The sequence below is a fragment of the Seonamhaeicola sp. S2-3 genome, from assembly GCF_001971785.1.
Lineage (GTDB): Bacteria > Bacteroidota > Bacteroidia > Flavobacteriales > Flavobacteriaceae > Seonamhaeicola.
Map to the genome: position 1 here is coordinate 2083374 of NZ_CP019389.1, position 17600 is coordinate 2100973.

At 31.9% G+C, this 17600-nt stretch carries 17 protein-coding genes; 13 read left to right on the top strand and 4 right to left on the bottom strand.

From position 1 onward, the window contains the following. Both BWZ22_RS09480 and BWZ22_RS09485 read left to right on the top strand, forming a co-directional pair. On the top strand, nt 1–1098 hold the full coding sequence (locus BWZ22_RS09480) for an acyloxyacyl hydrolase (RefSeq protein WP_076699610.1): 1098 nt from the start codon (nt 1–3) through the stop codon (nt 1096–1098). Beyond that, nucleotides 1095–1841 carry a head GIN domain-containing protein gene (locus tag BWZ22_RS09485; RefSeq protein ID WP_076699612.1) on the top strand — a complete coding sequence of 249 codons (747 nt, stop codon included), beginning with the start codon at nt 1095–1097 and terminating at the stop codon, nt 1839–1841. Before BWZ22_RS09480 ends, BWZ22_RS09485 begins: the two co-directional genes overlap by 4 nt. Here BWZ22_RS09485 and BWZ22_RS09490 read toward each other — a convergent pair. The 3 genes from BWZ22_RS09490 to gldA form a co-directional block, all read right to left on the bottom strand. Continuing rightward, complete coding sequence (locus BWZ22_RS09490; RefSeq protein ID WP_076699613.1) at nt 1827–3014, bottom strand: acetate/propionate family kinase; 1188 nt, start codon at nt 3012–3014, stop codon at nt 1827–1829. The genes BWZ22_RS09485 and BWZ22_RS09490 overlap by 15 nt on opposite strands. 1 nt (nt 3015) lies before the next feature. After that, nucleotides 3016–5103, bottom strand: coding sequence for a phosphate acetyltransferase (pta, locus tag BWZ22_RS09495; protein ID WP_076699615.1), 2088 nt, complete (start codon nt 5101–5103; stop codon nt 3016–3018). A gap of 222 nt (nt 5104–5325) precedes the next feature. Next, complete coding sequence (gene gldA / locus BWZ22_RS09500) at nt 5326–6222, bottom strand: gliding motility-associated ABC transporter ATP-binding subunit GldA (protein ID WP_076699616.1); 897 nt, start codon at nt 6220–6222, stop codon at nt 5326–5328. Between the two features lie 281 nt (nt 6223–6503). Here gldA and BWZ22_RS09505 point away from each other — a divergent pair, with 281 nt between their 5' ends. The 4 genes from BWZ22_RS09505 (at nt 6504) to BWZ22_RS09520 (ending at nt 10496) form a co-directional block, all read left to right on the top strand. Further along, on the top strand, nt 6504–7331 hold the full coding sequence (locus BWZ22_RS09505) for a prephenate dehydratase (protein ID WP_076699618.1): 828 nt from the start codon (nt 6504–6506) through the stop codon (nt 7329–7331). After that, nucleotides 7328–8473, top strand: a complete 1146-nt coding sequence (locus tag BWZ22_RS09510) for a pyridoxal phosphate-dependent aminotransferase (RefSeq protein WP_076699619.1) — start codon at nt 7328–7330, stop codon at nt 8471–8473. The genes BWZ22_RS09505 and BWZ22_RS09510 overlap by 4 nt, the downstream gene beginning before the upstream one ends. A 1-nt stretch (nt 8474) precedes the next feature. Continuing rightward, nucleotides 8475–9326 (top strand): prephenate dehydrogenase, encoded by an 852-nt coding sequence (locus tag BWZ22_RS09515; RefSeq protein WP_076699621.1) that lies wholly within the window; start codon nt 8475–8477, stop codon nt 9324–9326. Between the two features lie 87 nt (nt 9327–9413). Beyond that, a complete protein-coding gene (locus BWZ22_RS09520) occupies nt 9414–10496 on the top strand; it encodes a bifunctional 3-deoxy-7-phosphoheptulonate synthase/chorismate mutase type II (RefSeq protein ID WP_076699622.1) in 1083 nt (360 codons plus the stop codon). Between the two features lie 67 nt (nt 10497–10563). Here BWZ22_RS09520 and BWZ22_RS09525 read toward each other — a convergent pair whose 3' ends face one another. Then, the gene (locus tag BWZ22_RS09525; protein ID WP_076699624.1) at nt 10564–11013 is read right to left on the bottom strand and encodes a hypothetical protein; all 450 of its coding nucleotides are present in this window, start codon (nt 11011–11013) and stop codon (nt 10564–10566) included. Nucleotides 11014–11103: 90 nt separating this feature from the next. On the opposite strand from BWZ22_RS09525, the gene rsgA reads away from it, so the two are divergent. The 7 genes from rsgA (at nt 11104) to BWZ22_RS09560 (ending at nt 17555) form a co-directional block, all read left to right on the top strand. Beyond that, nucleotides 11104–12054, top strand: a complete 951-nt coding sequence (gene rsgA, locus BWZ22_RS09530) for a ribosome small subunit-dependent GTPase A (RefSeq protein ID WP_076699625.1) — start codon at nt 11104–11106, stop codon at nt 12052–12054. After that, entirely contained in the window at nt 12051–12503 is a 453-nt protein-coding gene (gene dtd / locus BWZ22_RS09535; protein ID WP_076699627.1) for a D-aminoacyl-tRNA deacylase, read from the top strand. The genes rsgA and dtd overlap by 4 nt, the downstream gene beginning before the upstream one ends. Before the next feature lie 11 nt (nt 12504–12514). Beyond that, a complete protein-coding gene (locus BWZ22_RS09540) occupies nt 12515–12844 on the top strand; it encodes a nucleotide pyrophosphohydrolase (protein WP_076699628.1) in 330 nt (109 codons plus the stop codon). A 108-nt stretch (nt 12845–12952) separates the two neighbouring features. Further along, a complete protein-coding gene (locus tag BWZ22_RS09545; protein ID WP_076699630.1) occupies nt 12953–14170 on the top strand; it encodes a 3-phosphoshikimate 1-carboxyvinyltransferase in 1218 nt (405 codons plus the stop codon). 71 nt (nt 14171–14241) lie between these two features. Then, complete coding sequence (gene queA / locus BWZ22_RS09550; RefSeq protein ID WP_076699631.1) at nt 14242–15291, top strand: tRNA preQ1(34) S-adenosylmethionine ribosyltransferase-isomerase QueA; 1050 nt, start codon at nt 14242–14244, stop codon at nt 15289–15291. A 140-nt stretch (nt 15292–15431) separates the two neighbouring features. Further along, nucleotides 15432–16472, top strand: a complete 1041-nt coding sequence (rlmN, locus tag BWZ22_RS09555; protein WP_076699633.1) for a 23S rRNA (adenine(2503)-C(2))-methyltransferase RlmN — start codon at nt 15432–15434, stop codon at nt 16470–16472. A 105-nt stretch (nt 16473–16577) separates the two neighbouring features. Continuing rightward, nucleotides 16578–17555, top strand: coding sequence for a polyprenyl synthetase family protein (locus BWZ22_RS09560; RefSeq protein ID WP_076699634.1), 978 nt, complete (start codon nt 16578–16580; stop codon nt 17553–17555). Nucleotides 17556–17600: the final 45 nt, after the last annotated feature.

Here is a 17600-nt window from a genome sequence, read left to right on the forward strand (position 1 = left end):
ATGAAGTTTTTGTTAGCCTGTTTTTTTTGCCTTATTTGCTATGTTACTGTAGCTCAAGAAAAGCAGTATGCCTCTTATTTTGATGTGAATTACTTTAAAGGTAATATTGCATTGCATAATGATGATATCCTACATTTAATTCAGGGGCATCCAGAGGGGGTGATTTTAAGTTGGAACAAAAAAACTTTTGGATTTGAAGACTGGGAACAGCGTTATAACTACCCAGATTATGGTGTGTCTTTTGCTTATCAAAATTTAAAGAATGAGGTTTTAGGAAACAACTATTCGTTATATGCTCATTATAATTTTTATTTTTTTAAGAGGAATTTAATGATGCGAATAGGTCAGGGGATAGCGTATACTACAAATCCTTATGATAAAGAAGAAAACTACAGGAATATTGCTTTTGGATCTCGTATTTTGAGTTCTACTTATGCCATGTTAAATTATAAAAAGGAACGTATTTTTGGCAGGTTTGGTTTGCAAGCAGGTTTAACCTTTATTCATTATTCTAACGCTAATGTAAAGGCGCCTAATACCAGTATAAATTCTATAGCCTTAAATTTGGGACTAACATACAATTTAGAAGATACAAATCCAGAGTATCAACATACATTACTAGAAAATGATAGTGAATTTACAGAACCCATTAAATATAACCTAGTTTTTAGAAGTGGGGTTAATGAAAGCGATATTATTGATAGTGGGCAATTTATGTTTTATACTTTGTCGGCTTATGCCGATAAACGCATTAATAGAAAAAGTGCTTTACAATTAGGAACCGATGTGTTTTTTTCTAATTTTTTAAAGGAATATATAAAGTATAAAGCGGTGGCGTTTACAGAAGAAGATGTGTCTGGTAACGAAGATTATAAGCGGGTTGGTATTTATGCAGGCCATGAGCTATTTGTAAATAGAATTAGTCTGGTTTCTCAATTAGGTTATTATGTGTATTATCCGTTTGATTTTGAAGGGCGTACATATTTCCGTATTGGTTTAAAACGTTATTTTGGTGATAAATTTTTTGGTGCATTAACATTAAAATCACATGGAGCAAAAGCCGAAGCAGTTGAATTTGGAGTAGGTGTACGATTATGAAAATCTTAAAATACATATTCATTTTTCTTTTTATTGTGGCTTGTGACAATGAAAATGCTAACGATTGTTTTCAAAAAACAGGAGATATTATACAACAAGAAATTTCGGTTGAAGCATTCAGCAAAATATTTGTAAATAGAGATATTGAATTAATTATAACCGAAGGTGCTACCCAAAAAGTAGTGATTGAAACAGGCGATAACTTAATGAATGATGTTACTGTTGAAGTAGTAGATAGCCAATTAATTTTAACCGATAACAATACTTGTAATTATTTTAGAGACTACGGTGTAACCAAAGTGTATGTTATCTCTCCTAACATTACAGAAATTAGAAGTTCTACACAGTATACCATTAGTTCAAATGGCGTGTTAACCTACCCTAGTTTAACAATTTTGTCTGAAGATTATGGCGCCCCAGATACCATTACTAATGGTGAATTTAACTTAAATGTAAATAACAATAGTCTTATCATTGTTTTTAATAATTTGTCTAATTGTTATGTAAGTGGAAGCACTACTAATTTAAATATAACGTTTGCAGCAAGTAATAGCCGTTTTGAAGGAGCACATCTTTTAGCAGAAAACGTTACTATTTCCCACCGAAGTTCTAATGACATGATTGTGAATCCACAACAATCTATTCAAGGAGTAATAAGAAGCACAGGTGATGTGATTTCTAAAAACCAACCACCTGTGATTCAAGTAGAGGAACTCTATACCGGTAGGTTACTTTTTGAATAAATCTACCGATTGTTTTGCTATTTCTAGTTCTTCGTTCGTAGGAATGACTAACACTTTAACTTTTGAGTTTTTAGAGTTAATTTCGTGTAAACCACCTGTACGAACTTTGTTTTCTTCAGTATCTAATTCAATTCCTAAATAATCTAAATCTTCACAAACTAGTTGGCGTATTAAACTTGAGTTTTCACCAATACCTGCAGTAAATACAATAGCATCTAGTCCGTTTAATATTGCTGCATAACTTCCTATATACTTTTTAATGCGGTAAGCATTCATTTGCAATGCTAATTGGCAAGATTTATTTCCTTTTTCAGCTTCGGTTTGTATATCTCTTAAATCACTAAACCCTGTTAAACCTAGCATGCCGCTTTTTTTAAGTAGAAGTGTGTTAATATCATCTAGATTGTAATTTAATTCACTAGCTAAATGAAAAATAACAGAAGGATCAATATCTCCACTTCTGGTACCCATAATTAAGCCATCTAAAGGTGTTAATCCCATAGAGTGATCTATACTTTTACCGTCTTTTACAGCAGTTATACTACAACCATTTCCTAAGTGAATTGAAATAATTTTAGATTCTTTTTTGTTTAGATAAGCAATGGCTTGTTCTGAAACATATTTATGACTTGTGCCATGAAACCCGTATAATCTAATTTTATGTTCTGTTAAAAGCTCATTAGGTATGGCGTATTTATAAGCGTGTTCTGGAATTGTTTGATGAAAAGCCGTATCAAAAACAACAGCTTGTTTAGCTTTAGGAAAAACTGCTTCTGCAACTTCAATGCCTTCTAAATTGGCTGGGTTGTGTAGAGGTCCTAAGCTAAAAAGGGATTTAATATTTTCTTTAGCACTAGGGGTTACTTCTGTTGTTTTTTTAAATAGTGAGCCACCTTGTACTACTCTATGTCCCACAATATCAATGTCGTTGGCAGAAGAAATAATTCCAGTATCTTTATCAAGCAATTGTTTTGCTAATAGCTCTAATCCAATTTTGTGATTTGCTATAGGAGTTGAGATTTCAATTTTATCTTTATTAGTTTTGAATATGAATTTTCCTTCTTCTAAACCAATACGTTCTATTAAACCAGAGCAAAGAATTGTTTCTTCTGGCATTGCGAATAATTGAAATTTTAGAGAGGAACTTCCTGAGTTTAAAACAAGTACTTGCATATTATATTTCTTGGGCTTGAATTGCGGTTATAATTACGGTGCTGTAAATATCATCAGATGTACAGCCTCTACTTAAATCGTTAACAGGTTTGTTTAACCCTTGTAGCATAGGGCCAATGGCAAGAGCGCCTGTTTCTCTTTGTACAGCTTTATAAGTGTTGTTTCCTGTATTTAAATCGGGGAAAATTAATACACTAGCTTCTCCTGCAACATCAGAGTCTGGTAACTTACTTTTTCCAATACGTTTATCTACGGCAGCATCGTATTGAATAGGTCCCTCAATTTTTAGTGAAGGATTGGTGGCTTTGGCAATTTCAGTAGCTTTTCTAACTTTATCTACATCTTCACCTTTTCCTGAAGCACCTGATGAGTATGATAACATAGCTACTTTAGGTTCAATACCAAAGTCTAAAGCTGTTTGGGCAGATGAAATAGCTATTTCTGCTAACTGTTCTGCATTGGGGTTTGGATTAATAGCACAATCACCAAAAATAGACACTCTATCTTCTAAACACATAAAGAATACAGAAGATACAATATTACAACCTGATTTTGTTTTTATAAATTGTAATGCAGGACGCAGGGTATGTGCTGTGGTGTGTACCGCTCCAGATACCATACCGTCTGCATGTCCTTTGTGTATCATCATAGTAGCGAAATAAGATACATCAGACATGGCATCTTTTGCCATATCCATATTTATATTTTTGTGTTTTCTTAGTTCGTAAAAAGTATTTACATAATCATCAAAATGAGGTGATTTTTGAGGGAATACTACGTTTACATCATCAAGATTTAGAGGAATGTCATTAAGTTCAATATTTTCTTGAATTTTGTCTCTTTCACCTATTAATGTAATGTCAACTACTTGTGCATTTATTAATCTAGCAGTGGCTCTAAGTACGCGTTCATCATAACCTTCTGGTAAAACAATGTGTTTTTTATTGCTTAATGCACGTTGTAAAAGGTTGTATTGAAACATTCTAGGAGTAAAAATATCACTTTGGAATGTTACTAACTTATCGGCTAACTTATCGGTGTCTACGTGTTTTTCAAAAGTAGAAATTGATATAGATATTTTTTCTGTGTTTTCGGCATAAATTTTAGACTTAACTTTTCCTATAGCGTTTGCGACATTAAACGTGCCGTCGTTTACACTAATAATAGGCACTACACTAGATAATCCTTCAATTAATTTTAGAATAGATTCTTCAGGAATTAATCCGCCAGTTAAAACAATACCCGAAATTTTTGGATAATTTTTAGATATATGGGCTTGTAAAGCACCTAGAATAATATCGGCTCTATCTCCTGCTGTTATAACTAAAGCGCCTTCTTTTAATTTTGTTAAGTAGTTTCTAAGTTGCATGGTGCCCACTCCAGATTTTTGAACTTGGTTGTTAAGCATGTCTTTGCCAAACAAAACTTTGGCATCAAGTGCTTTAACAATTTCTTTTAAGGTTGGGCTTGCTAAACTTTTAATTTTTGGTATTACGGCAATATTGGTATCATTAATACGCTCTAGTAATTTAGATTTTACACAGTCTAGCAGTTCTTCATCTACTTTATTGGTCATTATAGAAAGTACATCTACTTCTTCTTTAAAAGTGTCATGAGCTAGCTGTACACTATCAACAATTTCTTTTTTCTTTTTACCATCTCCATTTATAACAATAATAACTGGAAGTCCTAGATTTTTAGAGATTAACATGTTTATATCTAGTTCTAAACTAGAATTTTCATGAGAGAAATCAGTGCCTTCAACTAAAATTAAATCGAAATGTTCTTCTAAGCGTTTGTATTTTTTTATGATTTCATCAATAACATAACCAGATTTTCCTTGATTATATAAATCTAATACCTCACTTCTGGTGAATGCGAATGTTTTTTTGTAATTAATGTCAATATCAAAATGAGAGATAACCGTATTAATGTGGTTGTCCATTTCTCCTGCTTCAACATCTTCAATAATTGGTCTAAAATAACCTACTTTAGCAGTTTTACCTAATAGCATACGCATTAGCCCTAGAACTACTACCGATTTGCCGCTATTTGGTTCTATAGTAGCGACATAAATTCCTTTGCTCATTATACCTGTTTAATTTTTATAAAGATACTATTTTGATTTATGTTTAATAATTTAAAATAGTTATCTAATGCTGTGTTAATATAAATTTAATACGGTGCAAAATTAATAACCGAATATACTTTTAAAGATGATATTTGTCATGGTTTTTATAAAACCTAAAATTGGTTAACCAATTTAAATAAATAATTTAGATAAGCAAATATTTGTTTTTAAGAAGTAATTTTAGTTATTGGTTAAGTCTCTAAACAAAGTTTCTAAACTGGTGTTTTTTTGGTTTAGCTGAAGAATTTTTAATTGATTGTCATGCGCAAAGTCAAAAACATAAGAGCGCATATCTTCTGAAGTGTTAAATGTAATTTCATAAACAAAATCATGTGTGTTTTCAACGCTTTTTACTTTAGGTAATTGTTTTAAAAAGGCATTTTCAACTCTAAAGTCAAATTCAACAATTACAACTTGTTCTTTTTCTTCTCTTAATTCAGAAAGTTTTTTGTTGGCAACAATTTCACCTTTGTTAATTATAATAACGCGGTCACACATGGCTTCAACTTCTTGCATAATATGTGTAGATAAAAACACGGTTTTTGTTTTACCAATGGTTTTAATTAAGCTTCTTATGTCAACCAACTGATTGGGGTCTAAACCAGTGGTGGGTTCGTCTAAAATTAAAACATCTGGGTTGTGTAAAAGCGCTGTGGCTAAACCTACACGTTGTCTGTATCCTTTAGAGAGTTGTCCTATTTTTTTATGTGCTTCGGGAGTTAATCCGGTAAGTTCTATAACCTCGTTTATTCTTTCTTTTGATACTTTATAAATATGAGCATTAAATTTAAGGTATTCTTTAACATACATTTCTGTATATAAGGGGTTGTGCTCTGGCAAGTACCCAACACTTAATTGAGCTTGCTGGGTATTTTGGTTTATATCAAACCCATTTACTTTAGCATTTCCATTGCTGGGTTTTATATAAGTGGTTAAAATTTTCATCATTGTAGATTTACCAGCACCATTAGGCCCTAAGAACCCAACTATTTCAGGTTTATCAACTTTAAAAGAAATGTTATTTAAAGCTTTTTGGTTAGCGTAGCGCTTCGAAATATTTTTAACCTCAATAGACATATTTAAAATATTTGTTTCAAAAATAAATGATTATATAAACTAAAGTAAGTTTTGCTGTAAAATCTTTAAAACTTTTAAAAAAAATACAAAAAAGTAATTTTACAATTTTGATTTCTTAAAATATTAATTACTTTAGCCGCTGTAATTATGAGAACAACAGCAGTTTATACATATTTTAGCTTTTATTACTTCTTTTTTAGTTAAAGGAACGAGGCTTTATATGTGTAAATTAAAATAATAAATTTAAATATAAGTCTCGGTGAAAATCGGGACTTTTTTTTATGATAAAATCAGTAGCAATACAAGGAGTAAAGGGATCTTATCATCATATTGTTTCAGAACAATTTTTTGATAATTCAGTAGAACTTATAGAATGTTTAACATTTGATAGAGTGGTTGAGGTTTTAACCACCAAGCACTGTGACGCAGCTATTATGGCTTTAGAAAACTCTATTGCAGGTTCTATAATCCCAAATTACGCATTAATAGATAGCCATAATTTACATATTGTTGGAGAACATTATTTAGATATCCAGCATAACCTAATGGCGTTGCCAGGGCAAAGTATAGAAGATATAAAAGAGGTGTATTCTCACCCAATGGCACTATTACAATGTAAGGAGTTCTTTAAAAAACATCCTCATATTAAATTAGTAGAGGATAAAGATACCGCAGAGGTAGCAGATAGAATACATAGCAATCAACTTAAAAATGTAGGTGCAATTGCCAGTGTTTTGGCAGCTAAAATTTTTGAGCTAGATATTTTGGCTAGCAGTATCCAAACTATAAAAAATAATGAGACTCGTTTTGCTATTGTAAAAAGAACCAATTCGGAAGTGTCGCAAAGCGAAATAAATAAAGCGTCTATAAAATTTGAGGCTAACCATAAAAGAGGAAGTTTAGCCACCATTTTAAATGTAATGAGCGATTGTAAATTGAATTTAACTAAAATACAATCCTTACCAATTATTGAAACACCTTGGAAGTATGCCTTTTTTGTTGATGTTACTTTTGAAGATTACAGCGATTTCCAAAAAGCAAAATCGCTTATAGAAATAATGGCCGAAGGATTTAAAATATTAGGTGAATATAAAAATGCAAAGTTATGATTGAAGTAGCTAACAGATTGCATACCGTACAAGAATACTATTTCTCAAGAAAATTGAGAGAAGTGAATACCATGATTGCAGAGGGTAAACCCGTTATTAATTTGGGTATTGGTAGTCCAGATATGCAACCACCACAAAAGGTAATTGAAGCTATAACAAGTAGTTTAAAAGAAGTTAACGCTCATAAATATCAAAGTTATCAAGGGGTTCCAGAGTTGCGCGAAGCTATGGCATCATTTTATAAAGAGCAATTTTCTGTTAACGTAAATCCTGCTAATGAAATTCTTCCTTTAATGGGGAGTAAAGAAGGTATTATGCATATATCAATGGCTTACCTAAATGAAGGCGATGCTGTTTTAATTCCAAACCCAGGTTATCCAACTTACCAATCTGTAACCAAATTGGTAGGCGCTACACCCGTTTTTTACGAATTAGACGCTGCAAATAATTGGTTGCCAAATATTGATGCACTAGAAAAGTTAGATTTAAGCAATGTTAAGTTAATGTGGGTAAATTATCCGCATATGCCAACAGGAGCACAACCAACAGAAGCTGCTTTTAAGAGTTTAGTCGCTTTTGCCAAACGTCATAACATCTTAATTGTAAATGATAATCCATATAGTTTTGTGCTTAATGACAACCCCACAAGTATTCTAAATATAGATGGAGCAAAAGAAGTTTGTTTAGAGTTAAACTCTTTAAGCAAAACCTTTAATATGGCTGGTTGGCGAGTAGGTATGGTTTTGGGTAGTAGTGAACATATTAGTAACATTTTAAAAGTAAAAAGTAACATGGATTCGGGCATGTTTTATGGCATTCAAAAAGGCGCTATAGAAGCCTTAAAATGTTCTAAAAATTGGTTTGTAGCATTAAACAATGTATATAAAAAACGTAGAGATTTGGTTTGGAAATTAGCCAAAACTCTTAATTGTACTTATGATGAAAACGCTACAGGTATGTTTGTTTGGGCTAAATTACCACATGGTATAAAGTCTGAAGAGTTTATTGATATCATTCTAAAAAACAACCATGTGTTTATAACACCAGGAACCATTTTTGGTAGCCAAGGTGAAGGGTACATAAGGTTTTCACTTTGTGCACCGGCAGAAGTAATAGAAGAATGTATAGTAAGAATTAAGTAGTATGAAGAATATATATTTCATAGGAATTGGATTAATAGGCGGTAGTCTTGCTAAAGATATAAAGAAGCATAACCCAGATACTGTTATACATGGTATAAGCAGAAAAGATGCTACTTTAGAGCAAGCCTTATCATTAAATTTAATAGACAAAAAAGCCACTTTTGATGATATTGAACAAGCCGATTTGGTTATTGTATCTATTCCAGTTGATGCCACGGTAAAACTATTACCAACCATACTAGATAAAGTTCCAGATAATGCTTTGGTAATAGATGCGGGCTCAACAAAAGAAGCCATATGTAAAGCCGTAGAAAATCATCCTAAAAGGAGAAATTTTTTAGCAGCACACCCCATTGCAGGTACCGAACATTCGGGTCCAAGTGCAGCCATTAGTGGCTTATTTGAAGGTAAAACAAATATTATTTGCGAAGTAGAAAAAACAGCCTTTAAACTTCAGGAAAAAGCCTTAGAGATTTTTAGAAATTTAGGAATGCGTATTCGTTATATGAATCCAGAAGCCCATGATAAGCATATAGCCTATGTTTCTCACTTATCGCACATTAGCTCCTTTATGTTAGGTAAAACGGTTATTGATAAAGAACGAAACGAACGCGATATTTTTGATATGGCAGGCAGTGGTTTTGCTTCAACAGTAAGGCTAGCTAAAAGTTCACCTGAAATGTGGACTCCCATTTTCAAACAAAATAAAGACAATGTTATAGAAACATTAGAAGAATATATAAACAACCTTTCTCATTTTAAAGACTTAATGAAACAAGATAATTTTGAAGCCATTTTTGATGAGATGAAAAACACAAATTATATAAAAGAGATATTAAACGGAATCAATTAACAAAAAAAACAATAATAAAATCCCAAATTCTAATAGGCATTAATACTTGGATTTTGGAATTGGAAGCTTGAAATTTTATTAAAAATTATGGAAAACAAAAAAGAATTAAGAAGTTGGTTAGATGATTTAAATTTAGATCATCCGTTAGTGATTGCAGGACCATGTAGTGCAGAAACAGAAGAGCAAGTATTAAAAATTGCTCATGAATTAAAAGATACAGACGTAACTTATTTTAGAGCGGGTATCTGGAAACCAAGAACCAGACCTGGTAATTTTGAAGGCGTGGGAGCTTTAGGGCTAAAGTGGCTACAAAAAGTAAAAGAAGAAACAGGAATGAAAGTTTGTACAGAAGTAGCCAATGCTGCTCATGTAAAACTAGCTTTAGAGCATGATATTGACATGCTTTGGATTGGAGCTCGCTCAACAGTTTCTCCATTTATCATGCAAGAAATTGCAGATGCTTTAGAAGGTACAGATAAACCAGTATTAATTAAAAATCCTGTTAACCCAGATTTAGCACTTTGGTTAGGAGGGATTGAAAGAATTTATAGTTCTGGCGTTAAAAATATTGGCGCTATTCATAGAGGGTTTTCTACTTATGAAAAAACCAAATACAGAAATAACCCTAACTGGCAAATGGCTATTGAATTTCAAAACAAATTCCCAGATATTCCATTAATTAACGATCCTTCTCATATTACAGGTAAGAGAGATATGGTTTTTGATGTATCTCAAGTTGCTTTAGATTTAAATTTTGATGGTTTAATGATAGAAACACATCATAACCCAGAAAAAGCATGGAGTGATGCAGCACAACAAGTAACACCAAATACCTTAGTTCAAATCATGAGAGATTTAAAGGTTAAAAAAGAAGAAGATCCAGAGGCAGATTACAATAATAAACTTGATAATTTAAGAGCCCAAATAGATGTTGTAGATCATGAAATTATTGAACTTTTAGGAAAACGCATGCAAGTATCTGATGGTATTGGAAAGCTTAAAAAAGAGAAAAATCTTTCTGTTTTACAAAGTAAACGTTGGAATGAGATTTTAGGTAGAATGGTACTTGAAGGTCAAGAACATGGTTTAAGTGAAGAGTTTATCTTAAAAATGTTTAAAGCTATTCACCAAGAATCTATTAACCACCAAGAGAAAATTATTAACGGTTAATAATAAGTAATTTATATAAATAAAAATGCCTCACATTTGCGAGGCATTTTTTTATGAGTAATGTTTTTTATTTACTTCTTCTAAAAAAGTATCTAGTAATAAAAATACCTTGTCCATCTCCTTTACCACCTTCACTTTCAACACCGGTATTTACAAAAGCAAGTTCCCATCCTTCTTCAATCATAGTGTTAATTTTAGAAGTAATAATAGCATCATTTGCTGCAATATTTTGAAATCTAATACCTCCTAAATTATAAAAGTTTAAAAGTTTTGTTTCGTCATAACCTTTCACTCTAATTTCGCCACGTTTAGATTTATTACGTGTATTGTCTTCTTCAGTTTGTGTAGTTGTAAATTCTTTGTAATCTTTGGTGTCATTAGCACTTATAATTCTAGAACGTCCTAGTCCGTTAGGGACAATAGATTCCACACTAGTAATAACTTTATACTCATATTGAGCATTAACCTCAGTTAAACCAAATACTGCAATAGCAATAATTAAAATTAATTTTTTCATGTTGTTGATTTGTTTATAAAATTTAATATGCCGAATATAGATGTATTCATATAAACTATATAATTATTTTAAGTTATTTTTGGAATAAATATGACAGGACTAGTTTATAAATCTACCGGAAGTTGGTATACCGTTAAAACCCAGTTGGGTGAAACCTACCAATGCAGAATAAAAGGGAAGTTCCGTATTAAAGGCATTAAAAGCACCAATCCAATAGCGGTAGGTGATGTGGTTGATTTTGAATTAGAAAAAGCTAACGATGTTGAATCTGGTATTATATACAACATACACGAGAGAAAAAATTACATTGTACGTAAATCCGTAAACCTCTCTAAACAAACCCATATTATTGCTGCTAACCTAGATCAGGTTTTTTTAATGATAACCATTAATAATCCGCCTACATTAACAAGTTTTATAGATAGGTTTTTAGTAACTGCAGAGGCGTATTCAATTAAAACTATTTTAATTTTTAATAAATTAGATGCTTATGATGAAGAAGCACTTTTAGAAGCAAAATATTTAGCACATATTTATAGAAAAATAGGGTATGAGTGTATAGGTGTTTCGGCAAAAACCGGAAAAAATGTAGATAAGATAAAAGCCATGATGAAAGATAAAGTGAGCATGTTTTCTGGTCACTCAGGGGTTGGTAAATCTACTTTAGTAAATACTATTCAACCTAATTTAAATTTAAAAACAAAAGAAATTTCAACCTTACATATGCAGGGGCAACATACTACTACTTTTGCAGAAATGTTTGATACTGATTTTGGAGGAAAAATAATTGATACACCTGGAATAAAAGGTTTTGGTGTGGTAGATATGGATAAAGAAGAAGTAGGTGATTATTTTCCTGAAATTTTTGCTTTAAAGCAAGATTGTAAGTTTAATAATTGTTTGCATTTACAAGAACCAAAATGCGCTGTAAAAAAAGCAGTAGAAGCCGATGAAATAGCCTATTCCCGCTACAGAAGCTACCTGCAAATTATAGAAGGTGAAGATGAAAATTACAGAACTGATAATTGGGATAAAGAATGAAAATAGTAATTCAAAGAGTATCTGAAGCTAGTGTAACTGTTGAAGGAGAAAGAGTTGCTGAAATAAATAACGGACTCTTAATTCTTTTAGGAATAGTAAACGAAGATACACAAGAAGATATTAAATGGCTAACTAATAAAATTGTCAACTTACGTATTTTTAGTGATGAAAATGATGTAATGAACAAATCTATAAAAGATGTTGATGGTAATATTATAGTGGTAAGTCAGTTTACATTACATGCACTAACCAAAAAAGGAAACAGACCAAGCTATATTAAAGCGGCTAAACCAGATATTGCCATTCCATTATATCAAACGTTTATTAAACAATTAGAATCAGACTTGGGTAAAAAAGTTCAAACAGGACAGTTTGGAGCCATGATGCAAGTAGCGTTAGTAAATGATGGCCCTGTAACAATAATTATAGATTCTAAGAACAAAGAGTAAATAATAAAGATATGGATATAAAAAACGCTCAAAAAGTTGTAGATAATTGGATTAATGAACACGGTGTACGTTATTTTAATGAACTAACCAATATGGCGCAACTTACTGAAGAAGTAGGTGAGGTTGCTAGAATAATAGCGCGTCGCTATGGTGAGCAAAGCGAAAAAGAAAGTGATAAGGATAAAGATTTAGGTGAAGAACTTGCCGATGTACTCTTTGTAGTACTATGTCTTGCTAACCAAACAGGGGTTGATTTACAAGCCGCTTTTGATAAGCGTATGGATAAAAAAGCAAAACGAGACCATGACAGGCACCATCAAAATGAAAAATTAAAATCATGAAAATAAATTGAAATTCAAAAGGTTCAAGTGTTTTGTACACTATAAAACCTCTCAGATGAAATAATTTATATTTATATTTGACGCTTCTAATTTTAGAAGCGTTTTTTAATGGATATTACCCTACATAAATCAACTATACAACAACAATCTTCAATTGAAATTACAGGTTCTAAGAGCGAATCTAACAGATTACTGTTGTTACAAGCTTTGTTTCCAGAAATTGAGCTAACTAATGTGTCAAATTCTGATGATAGTAATTTAATGATTAAGGCATTAGCCTCAAAAGAAAAAGTAGTAGATATCCATCATGCAGGTACCGCCATGCGTTTTTTAACCGCCTATTTTTCGGTACAAGAAGGAAGAGATACACTACTTACAGGGTCTAAACGCATGAAAGAACGTCCTATTAAAATTTTGGTAGATGCTTTAAGAGAATTGGGGGCAGATATAAATTATGTTGAAAATGAAGGCTTTCCTCCCATAGCTATAAAAGGTAAAAAGTTAACCAAAAATAAAGTATCATTAAAAGCAAATGTGAGTAGCCAGTATATTTCGGCCTTATTGTTAATTGCTTCAAAATTAGAAAATGGTATAGAACTTACTTTAGAAGGCGATATTACTTCAGTGCCATATATTAATATGACATTAAGTCTGTTAAATGAAATAGGTGTTAAAACAGCTTTTGAAAATAATGTAATAACCGTTTATCCTTCAAACGCAAATCCAAAACCACTAGTTGTAGAGTCAGATTGGTCATCGGCATCTTATTACTTTAGTATTGCTGCTCTAACTGAGGTGGGAACAGAAATCACTTTGTCATCATATAAAGAAAATTCATTACAAGGCGATTCTGCACTTGTTGATATTTATAAACATTTTGGAGTGTCATCAAAATTTGATGGTAATAACATCACCTTAAAAAAGGAAACATCTGAAGTTAAACCGCTAACTTTAGATTTAAAAAACGCACCAGATATAGCGCAAACCATAGTAGTAACGTGTTTTGCTTTAGGAGTACCTTGTGATTTAACAGGATTGCATACATTAAAAATTAAAGAAACAGATAGGTTGGTAGCCTTAAAAACTGAAATAGAAAAATTAGGAGGAAAAGTTGATATAACAGATAAATCACTTCACTTAAAAGCTTCAAACGGTATTAATGAACTGGTGCCAATAGCAACGTATAATGACCATAGAATGGCCATGGCCTTTGCGCCAATAGCCTTAAAAAAACCAATTGTAATTGAAGATGCTATGGTAGTTTCTAAGTCGTATCCAACCTTTTGGGAAGATTTAAAATCTATAGGTTTTAAAATATCTCAATAATAATGACTTAAATACTTGACAACCCCTATTCTCAGATTGTATATTTGCAACTTTCTAAAAAACAAAACTAGATGAAATTATCAAACTTTGGCTTTAATTTACCCCCAGAACTATTAGCAGAATACCCTTCAGAAAACAGAGATGAAGCGCGTTTAATGGTTTTAAACAGAAAAGAACAAACTATTGAACATAAATTATTTAAAGATATTATCGATTATTTTGATGAAGATGATGTTTTAATTTTAAATAATACTAAAGTATTTCCAGCTAGACTGTACGGTAATAAAGAAAAAACGGGTGCTAGAATTGAGGTGTTTTTATTAAGAGAACTTAATGAAGAACAACGCCTATGGGATGTTTTGGTAGACCCAGCTAGAAAAATTAGAATTGGAAACAAATTATATTTTGGTGATGATGATGCTTTAGTTGCAGAGGTAATTGATAACACAACATCACGTGGTAGAACGCTTCGTTTTTTATATGATGGTTCTTACACTGAATTCCGTAGAAAATTACAGGAGTTAGGCGAAACACCACTTCCTAAATACATAAAAAGAGAAGTTGAACCAGAAGACGAAGAGCGTTACCAAACTATTTATGCTAAAAAAGAAGGTGCTGTTGCTGCTCCAACTGCAGGGTTGCACTTTTCAAAGCATTTATTAAAACGTTTAGAAATTAAAGGTGTTAATTTTGCAGAGGTAACCTTACACGTAGGTTTAGGTACTTTTAACCCTGTTGAAGTAGAAGATCTTTCTAAACATAAAATGGATAGTGAAGAAGTTACCATAGCTAAAGCTGCGGTTGAAACCGTTAATGAAGCTATTCAAAACAAAAAGCGTGTTTGTGCTGTGGGTACAACTGCTATGAGAGCTATTGAAAGTTCTGTGTCTTCTAACGGATTGCTTAATGAAATTGATGGTTGGACAAATAAATTCATTTTTCCACCATACGATTTTAGTATAGCAAACTGTATGATTACTAATTTTCATACACCAAAATCTACACTTTTAATGATGGTGTCTGCTTTTGCGGGTCATGATTTTATTATGAAAGCTTATGAAGAAGCTGTAAAAGAAAAGTATAAATTTTATAGTTATGGAGATGCCATGTTAATTATTTAATCTAAGATAAAATAGAATGTATAAAAGCCTCGTTTTACGGGGCTTTTTTTTTATAACAAGGTTGCTTTCAAAAGCAATTTTGTCAAATACTGTATCAAAAATCGTTATTCGTAAAACGTTTCTTTATTTTTGCAAAATATATGGCAATTAACAAAAAAGATATAAGAGCTTTAACAAAAGAACAGTTAAGAGAGTTCTTTGTAAATCAGGGAGATAAAGCATTTCGAGGCAATCAAGTATATGAGTGGCTTTGGCAAAAATCTGCTCATACTTTTGGTGATATGACTAACATATCAAAAAGTACCCGAGAAATGCTAGAAAACCATTTTGTAATTAACCATGTAGAGGTAGATACTATGCAACGCAGTAACGATGGTACGGTTAAAAATGCAGTGAGATTACATGATGGTTTAATAGTAGAGTCGGTTTTAATACCAACAAAAACAAGAACAACTGCTTGTGTTTCCAGTCAGGTAGGATGTAGTTTAGATTGTAAATTTTGTGCTACCGCACGTTTAAAACGTATGCGTAATTTAAATCCAGATGAAATCTATGATCAAGTAGTTGCTATTGATAAAGAAAGTAAGCTTTACTACAATCGTCCCCTTAGTAATATTGTTTTCATGGGTATGGGAGAACCACTTATGAATTACAATAACGTATTAAAAGCTATTGATAAAATAACGTCTCCAGAAGGTTTAGGTATGTCTCCAAAGCGTATTGTAGTGTCTACCTCTGGTGTACCAAAAATGATAAAAAAAATGGCCGATGATGGGGTTAAATTTAAACTAGCCGTATCATTACATTCTGCTATAGATGAGGTTAGAAGTTCTATCATGCCATTTAATGAAAACTTTCCGCTTAAAGATTTAAGAGAAGCATTGCAGTATTGGTATGCTAAAACTAAAAATAGAATTACTTACGAGTATGTGGTTTGGAGTGGTATTAACGATAAACGTAAAGATGTAGATGCCTTAGTTGCGTTTTGTAAGTTTGCTCCTAGCAAAGTAAACCTAATTGAATATAACCCTATTGATGATGGCGAATTTCAGCAAGCACATGCAGATGTTATAGACATGTATCAAAATGTTTTAGAAGCTAATAACATAACCGTTACCGTGCGTAGAAGTAGAGGAAAAGATATTGATGCTGCTTGCGGACAGTTAGCAAACAAAAGTTAGAAAATTTCATCATATTTTATAGCAATAATTTAAAAGGCTATTCTAATAAAGCGCCATTTTATTTACCTAATTAGTATTATATTTGGTCTCTTATAAAAGAAAAATTTGAAGATAGTAGAGCAAATAAAACAGCCCATTGCTTTTGAAATGGATCTTTTTGAACAAAAGTTTCAATTATCCATGTCTAGCAAGGTTGCTTTGTTAAACAGAATTACAACTTACATTGTAAACCGTAAAGGGAAGCAAATGCGCCCTATGTTTGTGTTTTTAGTTTCTAAACTAGTATCAAACGGAGAGGTGAGTGAACGTACTTACCGAGGCGCATCGGTAATAGAATTAATTCATACAGCTACATTGGTTCATGACGATGTGGTTGATGATAGTAATAGGCGTAGAGGTTTTTTCTCGGTAAATGCCCTTTGGAAAAATAAAATAGCGGTATTAATTGGAGATTATTTGCTATCTAAAGGTTTGTTACTCTCTATTGATAACAATGATTTTGACTTGCTGAAAATTATTTCTATAGCTGTTAGAGAAATGAGTGAGGGTGAGTTGCTTCAAATTGAAAAAGCCAGAAAACTTGATATTACAGAAGCTGTTTATTATGAAATTATCCGGCAAAAAACAGCTACTTTAATTGCTGCTTGTTGTAGTTTAGGTGCTGCTTCGGTAAAACCAGATTCTGATGATGTTGAAAAAATGCGAAAGTTTGGGGAGCTTATTGGGATGGCTTTTCAAATAAAAGATGATTTGTTTGATTATGGCGATACCCAAATAGGAAAACCTACAGGTATTGATATTAAGGAACAAAAAATGACATTACCTTTAATTTACGCATTAAACAACGCTTCTAAAAAAGATAAAAGTTGGTTAATTAATTCTATAAAAAACCATAATAAAGATAAAAAGCGTGTAAAAGAAGTGATTGCTTTTGTAAAAAATAATGGCGGATTAGATTATGCTATTAAAAAAATGAAGGCATTTCAAGAAGAAGCACTTACAATTCTTAAAGGCTATCCAGAGTCTGAGTTTAGAAACTCATTAGAACTTATGGTAAATTATGTAATAGATAGAAAGAAGTAAACCGTTTAATGCATACAGGTTTTTAAAGACACTATTCCTTAAAGT

Excerpts from the sequence above, each read along its gene's own strand:
- BWZ22_RS09480 (WP_076699610.1), top strand. The coding sequence starts at position 1 with ATGAAGTTTTTGTTAGCCTGTTTTTTTTGCCTTATTTGCTATGTTACT.
- BWZ22_RS09485 (WP_076699612.1), top strand. The coding sequence starts at position 1,095 with ATGAAAATCTTAAAATACATATTCATTTTTCTTTTTATTGTGGCTTGT.
- BWZ22_RS09490 (WP_076699613.1), bottom strand. The coding sequence starts at position 3,014 with ATGCAAGTACTTGTTTTAAACTCAGGAAGTTCCTCTCTAAAATTTCAA.
- pta (WP_076699615.1), bottom strand. The coding sequence starts at position 5,103 with ATGAGCAAAGGAATTTATGTCGCTACTATAGAACCAAATAGCGGCAAA.
- gldA (WP_076699616.1), bottom strand. The coding sequence starts at position 6,222 with ATGTCTATTGAGGTTAAAAATATTTCGAAGCGCTACGCTAACCAAAAA.
- BWZ22_RS09505 (WP_076699618.1), top strand. The coding sequence starts at position 6,504 with ATGATAAAATCAGTAGCAATACAAGGAGTAAAGGGATCTTATCATCAT.
- BWZ22_RS09510 (WP_076699619.1), top strand. The coding sequence starts at position 7,328 with ATGATTGAAGTAGCTAACAGATTGCATACCGTACAAGAATACTATTTC.
- BWZ22_RS09515 (WP_076699621.1), top strand. The coding sequence starts at position 8,475 with ATGAAGAATATATATTTCATAGGAATTGGATTAATAGGCGGTAGTCTT.
- BWZ22_RS09520 (WP_076699622.1), top strand. The coding sequence starts at position 9,414 with ATGGAAAACAAAAAAGAATTAAGAAGTTGGTTAGATGATTTAAATTTA.
- BWZ22_RS09525 (WP_076699624.1), bottom strand. The coding sequence starts at position 11,013 with ATGAAAAAATTAATTTTAATTATTGCTATTGCAGTATTTGGTTTAACT.
- rsgA (WP_076699625.1), top strand. The coding sequence starts at position 11,104 with ATGACAGGACTAGTTTATAAATCTACCGGAAGTTGGTATACCGTTAAA.
- dtd (WP_076699627.1), top strand. The coding sequence starts at position 12,051 with ATGAAAATAGTAATTCAAAGAGTATCTGAAGCTAGTGTAACTGTTGAA.
- BWZ22_RS09540 (WP_076699628.1), top strand. The coding sequence starts at position 12,515 with ATGGATATAAAAAACGCTCAAAAAGTTGTAGATAATTGGATTAATGAA.
- BWZ22_RS09545 (WP_076699630.1), top strand. The coding sequence starts at position 12,953 with ATGGATATTACCCTACATAAATCAACTATACAACAACAATCTTCAATT.
- queA (WP_076699631.1), top strand. The coding sequence starts at position 14,242 with ATGAAATTATCAAACTTTGGCTTTAATTTACCCCCAGAACTATTAGCA.
- rlmN (WP_076699633.1), top strand. The coding sequence starts at position 15,432 with ATGGCAATTAACAAAAAAGATATAAGAGCTTTAACAAAAGAACAGTTA.